Source organism: Holdemanella sp. DFI.5.55 (genome assembly GCF_020593575.1).
Taxonomy (GTDB): domain Bacteria; phylum Bacillota_I; class Bacilli_A; order Erysipelotrichales; family Erysipelotrichaceae; genus Holdemanella; species Holdemanella hominis.
Window position 1 is genome coordinate 34,363 of sequence record NZ_JAJDMK010000003.1, and the last position, 20,716, is coordinate 55,078.

Consider the following 20,716-nt stretch of genomic DNA (forward strand, 5'->3'; position numbering starts at 1 on the left):
TTTCCAGACACCGTCTGGAATTTTTAATATGCCGGAATACCGTATCCATAGATATTGCTGCTTCCGACTGCGTACTGTCTTTGCTTGCAGGCGTCGCCTGAGTTACCCTCTACAGTATAAACAGTGCCATTCTCACACTTCTCTACGATACCAACGTGGTCTGTTGTACCGTCGCCTTCCCAATCAAAGAAGATAATATCTCCTACCTTTGGTTCATAAGTGCGGTCTTGCCATTTTCCATTTGACTTAAACCAGTTTGCACCATCCACGCAACCTGCAAATTTCGGAACAAGTCCGCTTTCAATATAACCGCATTGGTCAGCACACCAAGATACGAAGCAGGCACACCATTCCACTCGACTGTTAAAGCCATACCAACTCCAGTAAGGTTGTCCGCCCTGATTGCCTAGCTGTGTCAAGGCAACCTCAACAATCGCCTGATTACCTCCGGCAGTAAAGGCTCGCCCATACGGATAGTACCTCAGAACGTGAGCCGGATATTGGGTATCTCCATAACTGTCCCAACCAAGCCTTTGTGCCTGCTGAGTGGAAAACTCCACTGCATTGGCATAAGAATAACCGCCGTAATTCGTTTTTGCCCAAGAAATATATCCATTACCGAAGTTGTAGCCTTGCAAGGCAAGTTTGATATGCTCCATATCAATCGGACTTTCCACCTCTGCCGAGGTAAGAGCCGCTTTCAATTCCTGAACACCACACTGGATAGAATATTCAGGGTCTTTAATTCCATTAGGTTCGTGCGGATACTTCGTATTGAAACTTCCTTCTGCTGCCTGCATAGGGTCAAGTCCTCTGCCGCCGCTTTCCTGCATCATAACCGCCTTGATAAGTTCTACATACTCAGGAATGCCGTACTCCTTGGCATACTTCTGTATGATAGGTTCATAGGCTTCTACCTCTGCACTTACCGGAGTATAGGAATTACTGTCACTTCCTCCTCCAAACATTGCTACGGCAGCACCAAACAATACGACAATCATAATAATCAGCACCGCTATCCAACCGCCTGCTGCGATTGCTGCCACAAGTGCTTTTGTCCCTGCAATAATCGCTTTGACTGTCGCAACAGTAGCTTTCGCTGTCGCTTTGACGGTATCTGCTGTGGCTTTCGCCGCTTTCTTTGCCGCCTGAGCCGCTTTCTGTGTTGCTTTGGCTGTTGTTTTTGCTGTTTTCTGTGCTATAACGGCAGCTTCTTTTGTGGTCTTAATAGAAGTCTTTGCCGTGTGTTCAGCAGTCTTAACCGACCTTTGAACAGTATTGGTTGCACCTTTCGATACGGTCTTGACTGTCGTATTTCCTGCCGACCTTGCAGACTGTTTAATTGTTTTCTCCGTACACTCCAGAGTTCGGATGCTCTGTTTTCCGACAGGATTGACCGATTGTTTTTGAAGCTGCTTCTCTGCACGCTTGGTCTTGAAATTCTCAATTCCCCTTTTGGCTTTCTGATAATTCTGTCTTGTTTCACGCACACCCCATCTGCCGACTTTATCCGCACGGTATGCCGTTCCGTGAACAGTCCTATCCGTTGCCGCTTCGATTTTATCGGAAGCATATTCCTCTGCGGAATTTTCCGAAGCGTTGGTGGAATGTTCTGCCTTATCTTTCGTCATCACATAGGCTTTCTTCATTCGCTCCGTGGCAACTGCTGCCTTATTTATGGTCTTGATTGTACCTTTGCTTGTATCTCTTGTTTTTATATCAGCCATCGGTTTCCTCCTTTCTCGAAAAATAATAGAGAGTGGGGTTTAATCCACTCTCTTAGCGACAACAACAAGCCTGCCATTGCTTCTTGAATATTCACAAGTAGAAAGAGAAATCAGCTTGTCGCCATACTCTGCCGATACTCCGGTATCATACAGAGAAAGTTCCTTGCACTTAGCAACATACGCATCAAACTCTGCCGCATTTTCTGCGTCCGTAAACTCATAATACTTAAAGCTATCGGAGCTGTTTGTATAAACAACCGTCTTAAAGACTGCAATCACTTCATACTGGTGTCTGTCCGTCAGTGTATCAAAAGTAATATCCTTATGTTCTTCCCAAAAGCTTTTATTTCTGTACTTCATCAGTCCCGTAAACATAGAACCGTCATTCATGTGGTGTCCGTAAATAATGATGTTGTCTGAAGGTTTCTGCACATTACAATTTTCCTGCACATATGGACAGCCATAAGCAGAATAGGTCTTATCAAACTTGTGCTTCAGGTAGAAGTTCGGCTCATTTACAGACTGCACGACCGGATAGTTGATATTGGTATCCTCAACCTTTATCCAACCCACCATATCCTCATTCTGCCGATAGAGTTCAAGATATTCCGCAAGATAGTCCTTATCTTCCGAAAACGTCACGCCCTCATTTTCCTTTGGCGGCTCGTCCTCCACAATCTCCGCAAGGTTATCATAGACTTCATTCTGCTTGGCAGAGTCAATGTGATTACGGATAATAAAGAAGGTGCTTACAGACAACACTACCGTAAACACCACCGCAATAATAATATAGATTTTTCTGCTCATTTTCTCTTACCTTTCCATATCGTTTCTCTTAGGTGGAGTCAAATCTCTGCAATACTCCGGATACCTCAACTTGATACCCTCCATAAAATACGGAGCATATCCGCAACAGAACAGTTCCTCCGGTGTATAGAGATTTTCCCTGCCTTCTTCCGTAAATCCATTCCAGAGATTAAAGGCAAGGTGGCAGACCTTGACTGTGCCACTTGTCTGCCAACCGCCGTGCATACCTTCCGGTATGATACAGTCCCTCTTGAAATCAAACATCTTTCCGATGTTCATTCTCGTTTCTTCTGAAATACCCATCACATAGAAAAATGCTCTGTGATAGCAGTCATTGACTTTACACTTATCCAGATTTTCCAATACAAAATCTCTGTGTGCAGCATTGCGAAATTGAATTTTAGACATTATAAATCCCTCCTTATGCTTCGCCCGGCTTGGTCGTCATCAGTTTATAAAGTTTCGTGTTCTTAGGGAATTTGTTTGCAAACGGTACAAGAGAACTTCCCACCTTGATAAGTCCGTGTCCTGCTTCCACATTCGTGATATAGGACATCTGAAGGTCGGAAATATTCAGAAGTTTTGCAAGCTCAAGCCTGTCTGTGGAAGCCTGATTCAGCATAATGATAAACTCTGAGTTTGCAAGCATTGTTCTCGCTGTGTGGCTCTGCAAAAGGTCATCGACGTTCTGGGTAATTCCACTTGCGTATGCACCGTATTTTCTCACACGCTTCCACAAGGTAAAGAGGAAGTTTGCAGAATATTCGTGCTGGAACAGAAGATAAATCTCATCAATGAAGATAAAGGTATTCTTACCCTTTGCACGGTTCTGTGTGATACGGTTCAGGATAGAGTCAAGGACAACAAGCATACCAATCGGCATAAGCTGTTTACCCAAGTCAAGAATGTCATAGCAGATAAGGCGGTTATTGGTATCCACATTCGTCTGCTTTGCAAAAGTGTTCAGAGAACCATGCGTAAAAAGCTCAATAGCAAGTGCCAGTTCCTTTGCTTCCGGTTCGTCCTGCTGCAAAAGTTCTGCCCTGAAATCCTGCAAGGTCGGTATATGTCCCTGATAGTCATTCTGCTGATAACTGCGGTACACGCTTGCCGTGCAACGGTCAATGATAGACTTCTGCTTTGCTCCGAGATTTGTTCCGCCGATGAGCTGTTCACAAAGGGACATAATGAACTCAGATTTCAAAATGACAGGGTTTGCACCGTCGCCGTAATCCTTATTCATATCCATTGCATTGATGTGATTGTCGGAAGTAGCAGAAATATTGATTACTTCTCCGCCCATCGCATTGACAAGCTGTGAATACTCTCGTTCAGGGTCGATGATGATAATATCCGCATCTGAAGAAAGCACCTGATTGATGATTTCTCCCTTTGCCGCAAATGACTTACCGCCACCGGATACACCGAGAATAAAGGAGTTACCATTCAAAAGCTGCTTACGGTCTGCGATAATCATATTTTTGCTGATAACATTCTGACCGTAATAGATACCGTTCTCGTGGAAAATATCCTGCACCCTGAATGGGATAAATACCGAAAGGCTCTCTGTTGTAAGTGTTCTGAACGCATCAATCTTTCTTGTTCCAAACGGCATTACCGTGTTGAGTCCATCTACCTGCTGAAATCTCAGTGTTGCAAACTGGCAAAGATGTTTTCTTGCTGTGGTAAGCAATGCTTCAGTATCATTCTCAAGCTGTTCCTTACTGTCTGCTGTAATAACCATTGTGATAACAGCGAACATCATTCTCTGGTCACGGGTCGTAAGGTCATCGAGGAACTCTTTCATTTCTTTCTTCTGCTGCTCCATATCATACGGAACAGTTGCAGAGAAGTTGTTATTGGCATTCTGCCTACGCTGCCAGTTTGTGATATTGGTTTCTACACCAAGCAGACGGTTCTCTGCTTCCTTTACTGCTTCATCAGTTGGAACGGGAACAATATCAATGGACATCATCAGATTTCTGTTCATATCCGTAAGTTCCGCTACCATACTGTCTTTGATATAGGACGCATATTCACGAAGAAAAAGGACTCTTCCATAACGGTTTCCCATCTTGAAATAGTCCTTTTCAAATTCCATTGTGTCGGGGCAGATATAATCCTTAAAATCGTGTCCCTTTTTTCTTGTTTCCTTAATATCAAAGTGAAAAGAACTTTCTTCTCCCACACGATAGAAGTCGTGGAAAATACGAAGTCTTTCGTCTGTTTCCAGTTCCACACACTTACTTCCAAGCCTGCCGAAGTGAGCAATCAAATCTGCACCGACACGGGCAAAATAAGTTCTTGCGTCCTCCACACTCTTTTTGTTGATGGAAATGGTAATATACTTATCCTGAACAATGGAGTTTGCACCCGTTGCCTTATCAAGAAGCATTTTGTTGTATTCTTCTCGATACTCGTCCAGATTATCTCCGGTTGTCGGAATAAGGATTGTCTGCTCAAAATCCAGTCTGTTGAGCCGACGATTATTGATTGTGATTTTTGTCGTTGCACCACTGTCAAGAGAGTTCAGAAGTTCGGAATATTCAAGGAACATCGCTTCCTTATCCTCACGGCTCGCCACTGCATAGTTAATATCTGTAAAGCGGTAGGTCTTTGAATATTTATCCTTTCCCACTTTGAAAATGCCATCATCAAAGATAGCTGCTACGGGAATCACGTCCTGCACCCCTTTCGGTACAACAAATTTTTCTTTATCCTGCTTAAACAGGTTCGTAAGAGTCTTAATCATTTGACTTCAATACCTCCTTCTGTTTCTGTTCAATGCTTGGCTTCATCAGTTCGTAATACACATTGGTGGAGTGGAACACCAGCTTCTTCGGCATTAAAAACTCCGCCTTTATCCACGCATAGATTGCTTTTTCTGCGGTCATACCGTTGTACTTCACAAAACCAAGTGCCGCAAACGGAGCAGCACCCAAAATGCACACCCACGATACGGTTTCCGTGCCAACATACGGTCTGAGCAAGAAATACAGTCCTACTGCAACGCCACAAGCGAGAACAGAAAAAATGAACTGTCTGAGCGACAGTCCAAAAAACATTGACTCTGTATAATTTCTGATTTCTCGGTTAATTTTTACTTCCATATCTGTTTCCTTTCCTGCGGTTTCGGTCTTTCTCCCTCACGCATTTATCATTCAGGCAAAAGACTTTGCCTTTTCGTTTACCGCCATAGTAAACGCATTTCTTACAATCTCTTTGGTTCATCTCAAAATCTCTCCTTAAAGTCCCATCATCTCTCGGATAATACGGTCAGACATTTTTACTGCACCGACAAGAACAAGCATATTAAATACCAATTCCCCGATATATGCCCACACCTGCGTAACTGCTGTTGCATCAGGATTCACTACTGGTGGCGATGAAGCAAATACGGAGAAAATAATACAAGCAAGTACAATGACTGCTCCTTCAAGCAGAACGGCACAATAGCTCTTGATAAAACTCTTGCCTACATTCTGTGTCGGTTCTCCTGCAAATGTGGAAAGTGGTATCGGTGCAAGTGCTGTGTACATATAAAGTTTGAAAAATCGTCCATACACTGTCATTATCAGAATGAACGAAAGCACTGTGATAAATAATCCTCCGATAAGCGTTACCGCCCACAAGGGAATACTCTCGAAAAATCCGCAATCTTCTATGGTCGTTACCATCTCTGCGGGCAAGGTCGTCTGTTCCGGAGTTCCAAATCCGGCAGCATTCATAATGGTTGAAATTGTCCCTTGCACGATATTAAATAGTGCAAGCATAAGCTCCATTCCGTATGTGATAACACCTTTCGCCAATGCAAAACGGACAAAGAGTTTCAAAGCGTGTTCCGGTTTCTTCACATCTGTAAAACTTCCGCAGGTCTTTACCATACCTATCACAAAAAACAATACAAGTAAGGCAAGCCCGATAGCCTGAACTGCACCGTTGATGTCAACAATAACCTTCCAGATATTCCCGCCCTTAAAGTTCTGCGGTGTAGTTGTGATGAGTGTCCATATTTCCGACAGTTTTTCATTCCAAGTTTCAAGGGCATTTTCAAGATTTTGAACTACCCAGTTATCACTCATTCAAAGCACCTCCTTACAATTAAGAGGTGTACCTTAACTTGGCACACCCCTCGATAACTGTGTAACTCTTATCTTAGCCTGTGATAAGAGTAAGGATTTCTTTCGCAAAAGTGATAATGACACCACCCGCAAGAGTCAGGAAGCCATTGGCTCTCTGAGAAGGGTCGTGAGATTTGAGTGAAAGACCGACCTGCACGATACCAAAGCCAAGCAAAATCATACCGATGGCACGGATAAGTCCGAAGATAAAGTCGGACAGATTATTGACTACGGTAAGCGGGTCATTCGCTGCAAATGCAGTCGTTGTCATTCCAAGTGCCAACGCACCGACAATGACCATTGTGCAGTAAGCACGGAAGCCTTTCTTAACCTCTCCGGTCATAGGCAGTTTCTTTGTTTCCTGAATATCAGTTGCTTTTTTCTTAAAAATAGTCATAGTTGAATACCTCCAAAATTTAATTTGTTTGATTGTTTATGAACAGAGCTTCCATCTCCTCATCGGAAAGAAGTTCCCAGTTCGTTTCTTCCATTTCCTTTTCAGGAAGTGTTGCAGGGTCAATGTCCCAAATGGCAATCGAAGCAATATCTTTTGTGACTTCTCCGTGCTTATAAGGACTCGCCTTTCCGTCTGTGGTAAGTGCCACATTCGGGTGCTTCATAATGTCATATTTGAAATCCATAATGGGTCTTTCCCCACGGATAAACAAAATAGCGTACTGATTATCGAGCATACGCACCTCATCAGGGGTAAGTAACTCTCTGCCGCTAATCTGATAGTTGGTGGAATAGTTACCGCTTCTTCCGGTACTCTTTCCGAACGTGTTGGTATCAATGGTTTCCTTGCCCAACAGCTCCGACACATATTTATGGGTTGACTGCTCATTTCCACCGAGGTAAAGAAATTCATCGCAGTTACCTACAATGCTCTCCCACTGTTTTTCAAACAAGGCTTTAAGCTGTGCCAAGTTCTGTAAGATGATGCTTACCGATACACCACGGGAACGCATAACCGACAGTATCTTGTCGAAGTCGTCCGGCAGTGAAACATTGGCAAATTCGTCCATCATAAAATGAACAGGCATCGGCAGACAGCCGCCGTGGATATGGTCGGCTGCATAAAATAACTGCTGAAAAAGCTGTGTGTAAAGAATGGATACCAAGAAGTTGAAACTAGAGTCGTTATCCGGTATCAGTGCAAACAGTGCCACCTTTTTCTCTCCGAGTGACTGCAAATCCAGTTCATCGGCAGAAGTAAGAGCAGCAAGACTTTCCAAGTTAAACTTTTCAAGCCTTGCTGCAAGGGTTATCTGTATGGATTTTAATGTTTTGGAAGAGCCGGAATGATAAGAGTGGTAATACTTCAAAGCAATGTGGTCAGGATTATCTATCATCAAATCCGAAAACAGATTATCAAGCGGAGAAGGACTTGGGTCGTCCTCGTCCTCAATCGCCCCGGCTCTGAGCATTTCCATTACCATCGCAAAATTCTGTTCTTCCGGCGGTGCTTCATAATGCAGATAAAATACAAGTGCAAGCAGAAGCATTGACGCTGCCGTATCCCAAAATGGGTCATTGCTCTGTGAACCTTTCGGAGTGGTACTCTTAAAAAGATTGGTTACGAGCTTCTGCACATCATTGTCATTCTGCAAATAAACAAAAGGATTGTAACAATGGCTTTTCTCCATTGAAATCAAATCAAGCACACGCACTTCGTAACCTTTCTTCTCAAGAAGATGTCCCGTATCTCGCAGGATTTCCCCTTTCGGGTCTAATATCACATAGCTGTTTCTTGCAGCGTTCATAATATTAGGCTTTGCATAAAACCTCGTCTTACCTGCACCGGAGCCACCGCACACAAGCGTATTCAGATTTCGTCTGTGCTTCTTGGCATTAAGTCCAATGCACACATTCTGAGTCATCAGCTTATTTTCTGATAGTGGCTTTTGTCGGTACTTTTTATCAATGGCTCTGACATTGCCCCATTTGGCAGAACCGTGTTCTTCTCGTCTGCGGTAATTCTTTCTTGTCGAAAAGTAAATCCCGATACCCATTCCATAGCATAAAAGCAAAATGAGGACAGTTTTCAGGCTGTCCCCACATAATTTTATGGAAAATGGATTATCAAAGAGTGTCGCAAGATTGGCTGCTATCTCCGGCAATCCTCCGCTTATGGAAGGTGCAATCAGAAGTGCCAGCCATATGACCGGAACGATACCGACAATGGATAAAATAATGGCAGTCTGCCTGTCATTATCTCGCTTCATCTGAGCGTTTCCTTTCAATCACTTTGAACTTTTTCAATGGGGCATTTCCGACTTTTACAAGCAGGTCGTCTACTGCGTCTGCGGACTTGCCTTCCTCCATCAACTTTGTTTTCTCATCGTTTAAGGAGCGAATGACAACACCGTGTTCATAATCGTCCAAAGCAATGTGGTAGAGTTTTTCTTTTTCCATATCTGCCCTCCGTTATCTCTCATAGTCCTTTGAACGCTCCTGCTTCTTGCGGAACATTTCATCAGAGATATGACTGTGAATTTCTGCCATTGCATTTCGTGTCTTGGAAAGCTCCGCACGGATTTCTTTCGGCTCTTTGGAAGCCAGTCCCTCCGGAATACGGTTAATTGCAAAATTCTGTGTATCTACGCCATACTTCTTGCAAATCATATATCCGATACACACTGCCTGAAAGCCCATATCCCTGCGGCTGTAACTTTCGCTGTTGATGGAAAGCTGTGCGTGTCCAAGTTCCTGAGCGACACACTGAGCAACTGCTACGCTGTCGCCCACATTACGCTTCACATACAAGGTCTGCTTTTCATTATTATAGAAAGCTGCCATATTCGGATACGGAAGTTCATCGGTTGCCGCAACCTCTACCGGAGATACATCAAGCATTGTCGTGATAAGTGCTTTCGGGTCACGGTTTGCTGATACTGCCGGAGCTTTTCTTCCATTTGTCTGCGTAACATCAAATACCTTTTTGACATTGTAGGAAATACCCGGAGAACCATCTGCTCTTGTGTATTCCACTGGTTCAAGGATAGAAATACTCTTTGCCCCTTTGGTAATCTTCACATTGTCCTTACCCCAATCATCAAAATCTTTAAGCTGTGTCGCCTGCGGATACTGACTGTAAATAAGGAGAGCATTTGCTGCGGAATATCTGTCCATTCGACTCTGCGTATCAAGAAAACTCTTGAATTTCTCAGGGTCACTCACAATCTCACGGGAAGCGTCATCAATCATCTGATAGACCTTTTCTTTTTCTGCTCGCTTCTTTTCTGCATACTCCTCTTTGGATAATCTCGGCTGATTACCGCCAGCCTTTGCGGGTTTGAAATCATTTGTCATAGTGAATTACCTCTCTTTTGTTTTGGGTTTTTTCTTCGGCTGACGGTGTACCGTCTGACCGTTTTTCTGCTGCGGCTTCTTGCCGTCTTTCTTAACCTCCGGCTCTTTACGCTCTGCTTCTTTTTGCTGTTTTGCCTGTGCCTTATAACGGTCAAGTTTCTCTTTGACCGATGGCTTTTCCACTGGCTTTGCAACACCCTTATCAGATTGCGTTTCTACCGGCTCTGAGTTTTGCCTTGACAGAGGGCTTTTGTCTGTTTTGGCGACTGAGGGGTTTGCGTTTGCTCGCTCCTCTTTCTGCATTGGATTTCTGACCGCTTCTTCCATAATGATTTCACTCTTGGATTTAGTCGGCTTTTCTTTTTCAACCGCTTCACGGTCTGCGATAGCTTTCTCTGCTTCACTGACAATCGAAGCCTTATCCACTTTGCCAAGTTCAAATCTTTCAACGATACGCTGAATTTTAGAAGCGTCCTCTGCTCTTGCGATAATATCTACCGGAGCGTTCTCTCCCTTTGTGTTCTTATCTCTGAGGACACAATAAAGAACGCCATAGCGTTTTGCCTGTTCGGTAAACTTCTTCAAATCCTTTTGCGGAATGGAAAAGACTTTCAGCTCCTTGCCTGACTTAATCATATTGGTAAGCCTTGCTTTGCCCTTCGTCTTTTGTTCCTGCTTCAGAACCGATACCAAAAGCAATGCGATATTCTTCGCCGCCGAACCGCTTAATCTTGCAGCAACTTCAAATCCTTCAAGCGAAAGCCTGACGACCTGCTCTGCTGCGTCACCACCGTTGTTCATAGCGTGATTTCTCCTTTCTCTGCTGTTTTTGTTCCTCTGTTTCAATATGCTCAAGGTTTTCTTCCATAACCTTTGACCTCTCCGCAATATCCTCGCAGAGTTTTACTTCCCGTCGGAGTTTTTTCAATTCTCCATTGATAGAAGCGATTTCATCTTTTGCCGCCTGAAGCTGACCATCATCAATATTTGTTCTTATCTTTTTTCGGAGATGTGTTCTTCCGGCAATCAGATTTTTCATCTGCTCCTCTAAGGAAGTCTTATATGAAAAAAGCTGTTCGTCCGTGGAAATATTTTCTCGTCCGAGCAGCCTTACTTCATCAGTAATCTTATCGAGCTTCATCAAATCATCTTTCAAAAGATAATGAAGCCTTGCGTTATTCTGTTTCTTATACTTGGGCAGATAACCGAGTCTGTAACAGTAATACAGATACAGCCCATAAAGTCCGCCTTTCTTTTTCAGCTTCTGCCCTCTGGTCTGCATACGGTACTGTCTTGGCTTGTAAGTCGCCCTCTGGAACGGCTCAATCTCTGCCCATCTGTCACGATTTTCTTTGATACGCTCTACAATCCGGTCATTGGTATAATCTGCTCCGAGATTTTTCAGTCGTATCGGCTTATCGTATCCCTTTGGAATAACCGTCCAGTATTTTCGGCTTGGACTCAGGTTATAGGCATATCCCATTTCCTTGAGAGCAAACTGAAATTCTTTCAGGGTCTTGCTGTGGTCGATAGCATAGTCAATGGCTTCTTTTGCAACCGAGTAGCGTGTCGGCATACCTGCCTTTTCTTTCATCGTCAGATACTCCGACTGCTTACTGCGGTTTGGATTCGGGTCATAGTAAAGTCCATACTTCTCACAAATCCTGTCTGCAACTTTTCGGAATTTGAACCACGCTTTTTCCTCGCCCCACAAATGTTTGCCATCGACAAAAGAAATAGAGTTGATGACAAAATGACAGTGCAGGTGCTTTGTATTCAGATGGGTTGTCACAACAACCTGAAACCTTTTGCCCCACACTTCATTTGCAAACTCCATTCCGATTTTCTGTGCCATCTCAGGAGATATATCTGTTTCCTTGAAACTCAAATATCCGTGATAGGCTTGGATACCGTCTGTCTTTTGGTACTGTTCCTTAACCGTTATGAACTGGTCACGGGCAATCGCCACATTACAGTTGATACCCTCAACATAAAATTCTCGCTCTGTTTTTTCTTCATCCTTTGCATAAGCAATAACATCAGCAAGAGCCTGATACTGTTCCGGTGAAAACTCCCTTTTGATATTTGCAGAAGTCTTTTCGGGATTGGTTGCATAGTCAATGACCTGACCGAGCCTTTCTGTTACCGACCACAACTTTGTTACTGCCATTTCATTTCGCTCTGATTTGGACGAAGATATGTCCTCTCAATCTCTGACTGGAACTTATTCCACTTTGCAGCTTCATTCTTCAGCATAGGTGCGTCAATGAAACCAAGTGTATTCGCTTTAGCCGCAAGCTGATTGATGTTATTACCGATAGAGGACAGTTCTCTCATCACATCATAGAAGCGGTCATCGGGTTTCTCTTTCGGCTCGTAACCTCTGATAAGTAAACGGATAAGTCCTGCTTCGGAAAGACAAGCCTTCTTTGCCTTTGCTGCCAAGTCCTGTGCTTCCTTGCGGTTAAAGCGTACAATCTTCTGAATGTTTCTCTTTCTCATAATCGGTATCTTCCTTTCTCTTTACTCTGCAATCTTTGTTAATCTGGAATAAGCACATCATCGTAACGCCAAGACAACTGCCGAGCAGTGTCCCAGCGGCGATAAGTAATAACTCTCTCAAATCAAGTTCTCCTTTCTCACGGGGTATTAGGGGCAACCCCTAACGAGCCTTTTACCGTTTGGGAAACTATGTTTATCCAAATGGTCTGCTCGCTAAGAATAAACATCTCCTCCGGGTTGCCCCGTTCTCAGGCTACTATCTCTCATAATCCTTTGATTGCGGCTTAAAAGGTTCAGCCACGATATTGCCGCCCACATCCTTAGAAAAGCGTTCGGGATACTTGAACTGTTCCTTGTATTTCTTCATCATATCGTCCGGCAAGCTCTGAAAACTCTCACTCTCAGGTGGTGCATAACAGATAAAGAACTTGCCGCAGATAATATCTACCATCTCTTTCTTATCATTATCCTGCACATAAACTGCACGGTTAAGCGGAAGTCCTCTCATCTTTCCTTCCTCATTACAGATGATTGCAACGTCATCATCAAAGGGCATATATTCCTCAATATCCCCGCCGACAACCTCCTGCATTGCTTCCAGACTGTCGTCGATTACAATTTCCTTCGGGTACTTTTCCGGTTCTACCAAGAGAACTTTAATCTTAGAATCATTCATCGTTCTTCATTCCTTTCGTGTGTTTTTTTATTGTAAATTCCCATCCGCATACAAAGAAAATCGTTGAAGTCCTTACCTGCTTTTGGTGGCTCATCAACGATTTCATACTTATCCGGCAGAATGGTTTTTAAGGTCTGTGCTGCCTTTCTGCCCGCTATATCATTGTCAAAATGGATACGGATTTTCCTGACAGATGGATTACTGCCAAGATACTTTTCCAGTGCAATCGGCACTTTACTGTCCTCAATTTTCTTTGCCGGAGAATACACCCCGGACAGCGAAACAAAGCTCATTTCTTTCCAATCCTGCCCGTTCAGCTTCGCAAGCGTGGCATAGGATAACAAATCAATGGCACACTCAAAGAGGTGTACTTCCTCCAAGTTTTCCTTACCAAGCCGAAAAGAATAATCTTTTTTACTGCCACTGCAATCGCCCATAATCCTACGCTTATTCGTGGAACGGTAGGCTGCATATTTTGGTTCTTTCTTCTCGTCATAGCCTACAAACACAACATTGTGATACGGCAGGCTCTCAAAGATAAGGTCATTAGAGATACAGTAATTGATGATTTCAAAATCTATTCCTCTCCCGAAAAGATACTCTGTAATCACTCTGTTGGAAGCACATTTTTCAGGGAGAAGAAGCGGTTTATTTTCCTCTTTTGGCTGTGGCTTTTCATAGACCGGAACCTGAATCGCTGTGTGTCCGATAATGGTTTCCACCGCTTCAAGGAAGCTGTAACCTTTGACCTTAATCAGATAATCCAAAGCACTCCTGCCACCGATACCTCTCGACCACCATATCCATTTCCCGTTTGAAATCTTCAAACTGTCGTGGGTTCTGGTGCAATAGGTGTTACCTGAAAACTTAACCAGCTCATACGGTTCATAATTTTTCAGGTAGGTTAATAAGTCCATCTGTTTCGCCTGAATGATTAACTCAGGTGCGATAAAAGGCATATCGACCACCGCCTTTCTGTTTATCTCTCATACGATTTCTCCTTTCTGCCGCCGACTGCTTCGCCCTCATCAGGCTCTCCGCCGACAATCTCATTTTCCTTTTTATCCATATTGAGCAGGATATTCAGCTCATCAAGTCGGGCAGTTTTTGCCCTCAATTCTTCCTCCTTTGCAAACGGCTTTTCGATTTCCTGCTTCGCTGTTTCAAACTGCTTTTCCGTATTTTCAAGACTGTTTTTCGTATCAGCAAGTGCTTCCTCAAAGCGTTCAATACCGTTATCTATTCTCACGATATTACCGTGAGCGTCGTCGCCAAGCGGTACATCTCTGCTTGTTTCGCCTTTTAATTTCACAACATAATTACGCTGCACCGTATCAAAATACAGTTCCATTTGAAAGCCACGGTACTCGCCAAGTGGTATCGCATCGGGACTATTCATTGACTTGCAGGCATTGATGATTGCCTGACCTGCTTCGGCTTTTTCGGAATAAGAAACACCCGATACCATCATTCCAAGCGGCTGCTCGTCTGTCGGTTTCGGGTGTAATTTTGCTGTTTCAACATCTTTGGTAAGTCCCTCTACACGGGATTTCAAGTAAGCAATCTGCTGTGGGTAGAACTTGATGACCTTATCCTCCAGTCCGTATTTCTCCGATAAGAAATTGGATTTTAACATCTTCAGCTTCTGCACCTGAATGTCTAAGTCCATCTTTTCTTTGATATATGGATTACCTGTTGCAAGCATTTTTATCTCCGCATAGGACAGTGCAGTTTCATCAATATCCTCTGCCGACCTGACCGGAGATTTGCTCGTCATAATCTGACTTGCGAACTTCTGCTTACCTTCCACAAGCTGATAGAGGTATGCATCAAAGGTCTGCTCTGTTACATAGCGGTAAATATCTACCTGCGGATTTTCATTGCCCTGACGGACAATTCTACCGGAACGCTGCTCCAAATCTGAAGGTCGCCACGGACAATCCACGTCGTGAAGTGCAATAAGTTTGTCTTGCACGTTCGTCCCGGCACCCATCTTCTGAGTAGAGCCAAGAAGCACCCTGACTTCTCCCTTGCGGGTCTTTTGGAACAGTTCTTTTTTCTTCATATCCGTGTCGGCTTCGTGTATGAACTTCACTTCACTTTCAGGAATACCTCTCTCAATCAGCTTCTTTCTGATGTCGTTATAGACGGAAAATGTTCCGTCATTCTTCGGCGTGGAAAGGTCACAAAACACAAGCTGTGCAGATTTCTTGTCGGCATTTTCTTTCCATATCCGATAGATGTTATCAACGCAGGCATTGATTTTACTGCCCTCAAAATCAGGCAGCATGTCGTTTAGCATACGCTGGTCAAGAGCCAGTTTTCTTCCGTCATTCGTGATTTTCAGCATATTATCTACGCTTGAATCCACACCGCCGCCACGCACCTGCTCGGCTCTCTCTGCAAGGGAAGCAACCATTTCCTTCTGCATTTCCGACGGCTTTACTGCAATGTTATGGTACTTTGCTTCCGGTACTGGCAGGTTCAACATATCTGCTGTTTTAATGTCCGCTATCTCCTTGAACATCGCCATTAGTTCAGGCAAGTTATAGAATTTTGCGAACCTTGTCTTTGCTCTGTATCCCGTTCCTTCCGGTGTAAGTTCCACTGCTGTAATGGTTTCTCCGAAAGTGGAAGCCCAGGCATCAAAGTGCTGCAACCCGTTTTTCACAAGCGTGTTGTACTGCAAATATCGCTGTATCGTATAGAGTTCCACCATACTGTTTGAGATAGGTGTACCCGTTGCGAATACGGTTCCTCGTCCTCCGGTAATCTCGTCAAGGTAACGACACTTCATAAAGAGGTCGGAAGATTTCTGTGCTTCCGTCTGTGCGATACCACCCACATTACGCATTTTTGTATAAAGATAAAGGTTCTTGTAATAATGGCTTTCATCAACAAAAAGCCTGTCTACACCAAGTTCCTCAAAGGTTACAACATCATCTTTTTTCGTCTGGTCATTGAGTTTATCAAGTTTCTGCTTGATAGATTTCTTTGACTTTTCAAGCTGCTTTATGGAGAAGTTTTCCCCTCGGTTTCGCTTGAGTTCTGCAATTCCTCCCGTTATCTCCTCAAGCTGCTGTTCTAAGATTGCCCTCTGTCTTTCAATGGACATTGGGATTTTCTCAAACTGTGAATGTCCGATGATAACTGCGTCATAATCTCCGGTTGCAATCCTGCCACAGAACTTTTTACGGTTCTTGGTTTCAAAATCTTTCTTTGTTGCGACAAGGATATTCGCCGCCGGATAGAGTTGCAAATACTCAGCCGCCCATTGTTCGGTCAAGTGATTTGGTACAACAAACAGTGACTTGTTACAAAGTCCAAGCCTTTTCGACTCCTGTGCTGCCGCTACCATTTCAAAAGTTTTTCCTGCTCCGACTGCGTGTGCAAGAAGCGTATTTCCTCCGTAAAGAATATGGGCAACCGCATTTTTCTGATGTTCCCTGAGTTCAATTTCAGGGTTCATACCATTGAAGATGATATGACTTCCATCATACTCACGAGGTCTGACGCTATTGAATTTCTCATTATAGGATTTGCAAAGTCTTTCCCTTCGTTCAGGGTCAGACCATATCCAGTCCTGAAATTCCTGCTTAATCATTTCCTGCTTCGACTGAGCAATCGCTGTTTCCTTTTTGTTCAGGACAGCCTTCTTCTTTCCCTCATCATCTTCGATATAATCAAAGATACGCACATCTTTTAAGTTCAGCGTTTCCTCGATAATCTTATAGGCATTGATGCGGGAAGTTCCGTAAGTGTTATATGCCCTTACATTTCCTTTGTCATAGGATTTGCCCTCAATATTCCACTCACTCGTAAATGGAGAGAAGTGAACTTTGATATTCCACTGTGCATAGCGTGGTGTTTCAAGCAAATGAAAGATAAACTCCTGCACATCGTCCGGTGGCAGCCAAGTTGCACCAAGTCGCACGGAAATTTCACTTGCAGTCAGGTCTTTCGGCTGCACCTTTTGAAGTGCTTCTACATTGACCTTATAATCTTCCGGATAGAGTTCTGCCGAGTTCTTTGCAATTCTCAGCTTTTCCCTGACATTACCCGAAAGGTATTCATCAGCCATCAGATACTTCGGTTCGTAAGAATTTCCATACTCATAAAGCGGATTTAAGAAGATAACACCCTTTAAGTCCTCAAAGATTTCATTCTCCGATTTACCGGAAAGTTCCATCATATAGTCCATATCAATCGTGGCTTTTTCTCCAAGAGATACCGCCAATGCTTCGCTTGCCGTATCAACAGAAGTAACTGGAGTATGCGGCTTAATTGTCCTCTTAGAAAACATATCAGCCTTACGCTCCAGTTCTCCGTCCTCTCCGATTATCTCCAATGCGGAAAGCAAAGAGAATGAACTGTCCTGCGAGAAAGCAGAAGTATTTGCACGGCTGTTAATGAGTCCGTACTTACCTGAAAAGGTATCATAAAGTCTGTTTAATCGCTCCTGCTCCGCTTTGATTTCGCTGTCAGGGTAATCTTCTGTCTGCAATTCAATCAGCGTTCTGACGGAATTTCTAATAGCAATCATACCCTTAATTCGGTTCTCTGCGGTTGCCGACACTTCCACCGGAGTCATACGGGAATTTTCACGATAGTAGATTTTATTGTCCACCACCGTATAGGAAAAGTTTCTCACTGTCGGGTCTGCCGGAATAGAATTATCTTCCTCCTCCAGTTCTTCCTCGACTTCATATTCTGTGATTTCTCCGTGAATATTTGCTACTGCATCATCAAGCTGTGCTGCAAGGTCTGCATTTTCATACGGTACACAAGTTGCTTCCATACCGAAACGCCCCGATACCATTTTCATTTCTCCGAGTATCATTTCGGGGTGCTGCACAAAATAAGAGTTCATCTTAATTCCGTTCTCATCGGTATCAAGATGAACCCAATCCGGCTCAATATCTATCAGTCTGTCACGCTTTTGCAGGATAAGAATATCCGAAACGACTTCCGTTCCTGCATTACCCTTAAAGGTATTATTCGGCAATCGAATTGCTCCAAGAAGCTCTGCTCTCTGTGCAATATACTTTCGTACTGCTAAAGTTTCCTTATCCATTGTGCCTTTGCTCGTTACAAGAGCCATCACACCGCCGGGTCTTAACTTATCAAGGGACTTGGCAAAAAAGTAATCGTGTATCAGGAACTTATGCTTGTCGTATCTTTTATCTGATACCTTAAAATCTCCAAAAGGCACATTTCCGACGACTCCATCAAAGAAGCTGTCCGGCAGATTTGTTTCTTCAAATCCTTGTGCCGCAATGGTTGTTTTCTGGTAAAGCTGCTGTGCAATCCCTGCGGAAATCGTATCAAGTTCCACACCATAAATCTTACTGTCCTGCATTGCGTCCGGCAGCATACCGATGAAATTACCGATACCGCAGGACGGCTCTAACAAGTTGCCCTCCTTAAAGCCCATCTGCTCCATTGCCTTATAAATGGCTGTGATAACTTCGGGCGGCGTGTAGAACGCAGTCAATGTGCTTTCTCTTGCCGAAGCATATTCCTCCGGTGTTAATACCGAAGAAAGTTCCAGATATTCCGTTGCCCACACTGAATTATTTTCATCAAAGGCTTCTGAAAGCCCACCCCAACCGACATACTTTGATAAGATAATCTGTTCTTCAGGAGTGGCAAATCTGTTTTCTTCCTGACATTTTTTAAGAAGCTGTATCGCCATAATATTTCTGCGGAAGCGTTCCTTTTTACCAACCGTTTCAACCTCATTTTCTCTAAGATTAAAGGTGTGACGGTCTGCCATAGGCACATCAGGGTGCAAGTCAAAGCCTTTGACTTTTTTCTTCTGCTCCCAAGCGGGAACTAACGGCTCAGGCTCTTTTTCATTTCTTTCTTCGGCAGGTTCTTCCTTTACAATCAAATGCTCATTCATCGGATTCTCTCGCACTTTTCTGTCAAACTCTGTGCGTGAAAATTCCTTATTGAACAGTGGCACATCATAGTCATAGAGCATTACTCTCTCATCATCAACAGATAAGATTTCGTACTCAGAAGCACCGATATACACCTTATCGCCAAGATGATATTCATATTTCACATCTTGCAGCTGTTCCGCTTCTTCAGGTTCTTTTTCGGTTGGTTCGACCTCTTGCTCCGGTGGTGCATTAGAAAGTATCTCACGATTTCTTTTCGTTTCCTCGATTTTGGCTCTGCGTTCCTCTTGACTTTCAAGCCACTGAGGATAGCGTTCTTTTTCCTTTGGATTTAAGTATCTGTCCATTCGGATAAGTTCCCCGATACGCTTCTCCACCTGCGACCACGAAAGTGTGATATGTGGATTTTCTTTACCGATGCCTTTCGTAATCGTAATACCTTTTCCATCGTGGCTCTCATCAATGCCTGCCCCGATTATGACGGGATAAGAACCGCCCCAACCATATTCATTTTTCAAGAAGTCGGCATTTTCTTTTGCAGAAAGACTTTTTTCAAACTGCTCATAAATACGCATTTTTCCCTCAGAAAATCCGCTTCCATTCGCAAGAATAGCGTCGATAATCTCCTGAGAAAAAGTAAAGGCAGAGGTTTTCTTTTCCTCTGCCCGACCGTCTAATATGAATGTCATCTGACCGTCCATTGACGGTAATGGTTTTATGCTGTCACTTAATTCTCCCAGTAATCGCATAGCTTCAAAATGGCGGGCAATAACAGCCCAATCATAATAGCTCTGTGCGGTTCTGCTGTCGTATTTGCCCTCCCACAAATGCAGAACGTTTTCAAAGGTCTTGTACCCTACTGTCCTGCCGTCCTCTAAAGTAAGTTCGGTATAATCATTATTGAAAATACTCTTTATATACTCTGTGCGGTCTTTGTTATCAGGATTACGTTCATAATAATCTTTGATTTCTTCCAGACTTGCTGACAAATGTGGTGTCGTTCTGAGAATTTCATTGATTACTTCATCACGTCCAAAGAACGGAAGGCTTTTATCCTCGTGCGTTCTGTCGTAATACTCTAAGCGAATATCACTTCCGCTTTCACGATTTCCTGTGCCGAATTGCGAAGGGAGTTCATCAGACGAACCCATTTCATCATATCCTCCGCTTTCATCTGTTCGGTCACTCCCTCTTTCTGTGCCATCTGGCTCAGAATTGTTTTCTCCATCTTGCTGGCTCTCTGTTCCACTTCCGCCAAGTGCTGTGTCAGTTCGCCCCTCGTCAGGAGATTGTAGTAAAGGACTCTGTGATGTTCCTTCAGAAACTCTCTCCTCATCTGAGCGTATCTGCCCAACGTCACTTCCGGCTGCTGTGGAAGTTTCAGGTTCGGAAGGCTGTAATCGCCCACCATCGTGTAGGTCAGTTCGTTCATTGTCCAAACTCCTTTCGTCGTTATTTTCAACCTTATTGTATTCATTTCTGTCCTGACCGACAATTATGCGATTTTGACGGTTGAGTGCAGTAATTGTTTTAGATATTTCCGTCAATCCCATTTCTGCAATATCACTGGTAGCAAATCCAAGTGCATTGAGTGTTTCCTGCGTATTGAAGTTGGTAACATCTCTGAAATCATCAAGTTCAAAATAACCGTCCGTATCAACGCCG

Annotated in this window: 18 protein-coding genes; all 18 read right to left on the bottom strand. The window is 43.7% G+C overall.

The features are described 5' to 3' along the window. Positions 1-23: 23 nt before the first annotated feature. On the bottom strand, positions 24-1,727 hold the full coding sequence (locus tag LJE08_RS01460) for a lysozyme family protein (protein WP_227402228.1): 1,704 nt from the start codon (positions 1,725-1,727) through the stop codon (positions 24-26). 39 nt (positions 1,728-1,766) lie between these two features. Beyond that, entirely contained in the window at positions 1,767-2,534 is a 768-nt protein-coding gene (gene srtB, locus LJE08_RS01465) for a class B sortase (protein WP_227402229.1), read from the bottom strand. Between the two features lie 6 nt (positions 2,535-2,540). Beyond that, complete coding sequence (locus tag LJE08_RS01470; RefSeq protein ID WP_002594682.1) at positions 2,541-2,942, bottom strand: DUF6075 family protein; 402 nt, start codon at positions 2,940-2,942, stop codon at positions 2,541-2,543. A 13-nt stretch (positions 2,943-2,955) separates the two neighbouring features. Continuing rightward, entirely contained in the window at positions 2,956-5,286 is a 2,331-nt protein-coding gene (locus LJE08_RS01475) for a VirB4-like conjugal transfer ATPase, CD1110 family (RefSeq protein WP_055062744.1), read from the bottom strand. Continuing rightward, positions 5,279-5,644: a PrgI family protein gene (locus tag LJE08_RS01480; protein ID WP_178632950.1), complete on the bottom strand. Its 366-nt coding sequence runs from the start codon at positions 5,642-5,644 to the stop codon at positions 5,279-5,281. Before LJE08_RS01480 ends, LJE08_RS01475 begins: the two co-directional genes overlap by 8 nt. A gap of 135 nt (positions 5,645-5,779) precedes the next feature. Beyond that, positions 5,780-6,616, bottom strand: coding sequence for a hypothetical protein (locus LJE08_RS01485; protein ID WP_066556926.1), 837 nt, complete (start codon positions 6,614-6,616; stop codon positions 5,780-5,782). A 73-nt stretch (positions 6,617-6,689) separates the two neighbouring features. Next, positions 6,690-7,052 carry a glutamyl-tRNA amidotransferase gene (locus LJE08_RS01490; RefSeq protein WP_227402230.1) on the bottom strand — a complete coding sequence of 121 codons (363 nt, stop codon included), beginning with the start codon at positions 7,050-7,052 and terminating at the stop codon, positions 6,690-6,692. Positions 7,053-7,071: 19 nt separating this feature from the next. Continuing rightward, on the bottom strand, positions 7,072-8,880 hold the full coding sequence (locus tag LJE08_RS01495) for a VirD4-like conjugal transfer protein, CD1115 family (RefSeq protein ID WP_008789328.1): 1,809 nt from the start codon (positions 8,878-8,880) through the stop codon (positions 7,072-7,074). Continuing rightward, the gene (locus tag LJE08_RS01500; protein ID WP_008789327.1) at positions 8,867-9,070 is read right to left on the bottom strand and encodes a hypothetical protein; all 204 of its coding nucleotides are present in this window, start codon (positions 9,068-9,070) and stop codon (positions 8,867-8,869) included. The genes LJE08_RS01495 and LJE08_RS01500 overlap by 14 nt, the downstream gene beginning before the upstream one ends. A gap of 12 nt (positions 9,071-9,082) precedes the next feature. Continuing rightward, positions 9,083-9,967 carry a hypothetical protein gene (locus LJE08_RS01505; RefSeq protein ID WP_055161176.1) on the bottom strand — a complete coding sequence of 295 codons (885 nt, stop codon included), beginning with the start codon at positions 9,965-9,967 and terminating at the stop codon, positions 9,083-9,085. Positions 9,968-9,973: 6 nt separating this feature from the next. Beyond that, positions 9,974-10,768, bottom strand: coding sequence for a PcfB family protein (locus tag LJE08_RS01510; RefSeq protein ID WP_015530022.1), 795 nt, complete (start codon positions 10,766-10,768; stop codon positions 9,974-9,976). Next, positions 10,752-12,137, bottom strand: a complete 1,386-nt coding sequence (locus LJE08_RS01515; protein ID WP_044681629.1) for a relaxase/mobilization nuclease domain-containing protein — start codon at positions 12,135-12,137, stop codon at positions 10,752-10,754. Before LJE08_RS01515 ends, LJE08_RS01510 begins: the two co-directional genes overlap by 17 nt. Further along, positions 12,128-12,469, bottom strand: coding sequence for a plasmid mobilization relaxosome protein MobC (gene mobC, locus LJE08_RS01520; protein ID WP_002594670.1), 342 nt, complete (start codon positions 12,467-12,469; stop codon positions 12,128-12,130). Before mobC ends, LJE08_RS01515 begins: the two co-directional genes overlap by 10 nt. Further along, entirely contained in the window at positions 12,432-12,626 is a 195-nt protein-coding gene (locus tag LJE08_RS15225; RefSeq protein WP_008789323.1) for a DUF3789 domain-containing protein, read from the bottom strand. The genes mobC and LJE08_RS15225 overlap by 38 nt, the downstream gene beginning before the upstream one ends. A gap of 99 nt (positions 12,627-12,725) precedes the next feature. After that, entirely contained in the window at positions 12,726-13,145 is a 420-nt protein-coding gene (locus LJE08_RS01530) for a DUF3846 domain-containing protein (protein WP_178778659.1), read from the bottom strand. Beyond that, positions 13,142-14,104: a DUF3991 and toprim domain-containing protein gene (locus tag LJE08_RS01535; RefSeq protein WP_227402231.1), complete on the bottom strand. Its 963-nt coding sequence runs from the start codon at positions 14,102-14,104 to the stop codon at positions 13,142-13,144. The genes LJE08_RS01530 and LJE08_RS01535 overlap by 4 nt, the downstream gene beginning before the upstream one ends. Positions 14,105-14,124: 20 nt before the next feature. Continuing rightward, positions 14,125-20,202, bottom strand: coding sequence for an N-6 DNA methylase (locus LJE08_RS01540; protein WP_275241775.1), 6,078 nt, complete (start codon positions 20,200-20,202; stop codon positions 14,125-14,127). After that, positions 20,130-20,528 (bottom strand): TnpV protein, encoded by a 399-nt coding sequence (locus LJE08_RS01545; RefSeq protein ID WP_306723407.1) that lies wholly within the window; start codon positions 20,526-20,528, stop codon positions 20,130-20,132. The genes LJE08_RS01540 and LJE08_RS01545 overlap by 73 nt, the downstream gene beginning before the upstream one ends. Positions 20,529-20,716 lie beyond the last annotated feature (188 nt).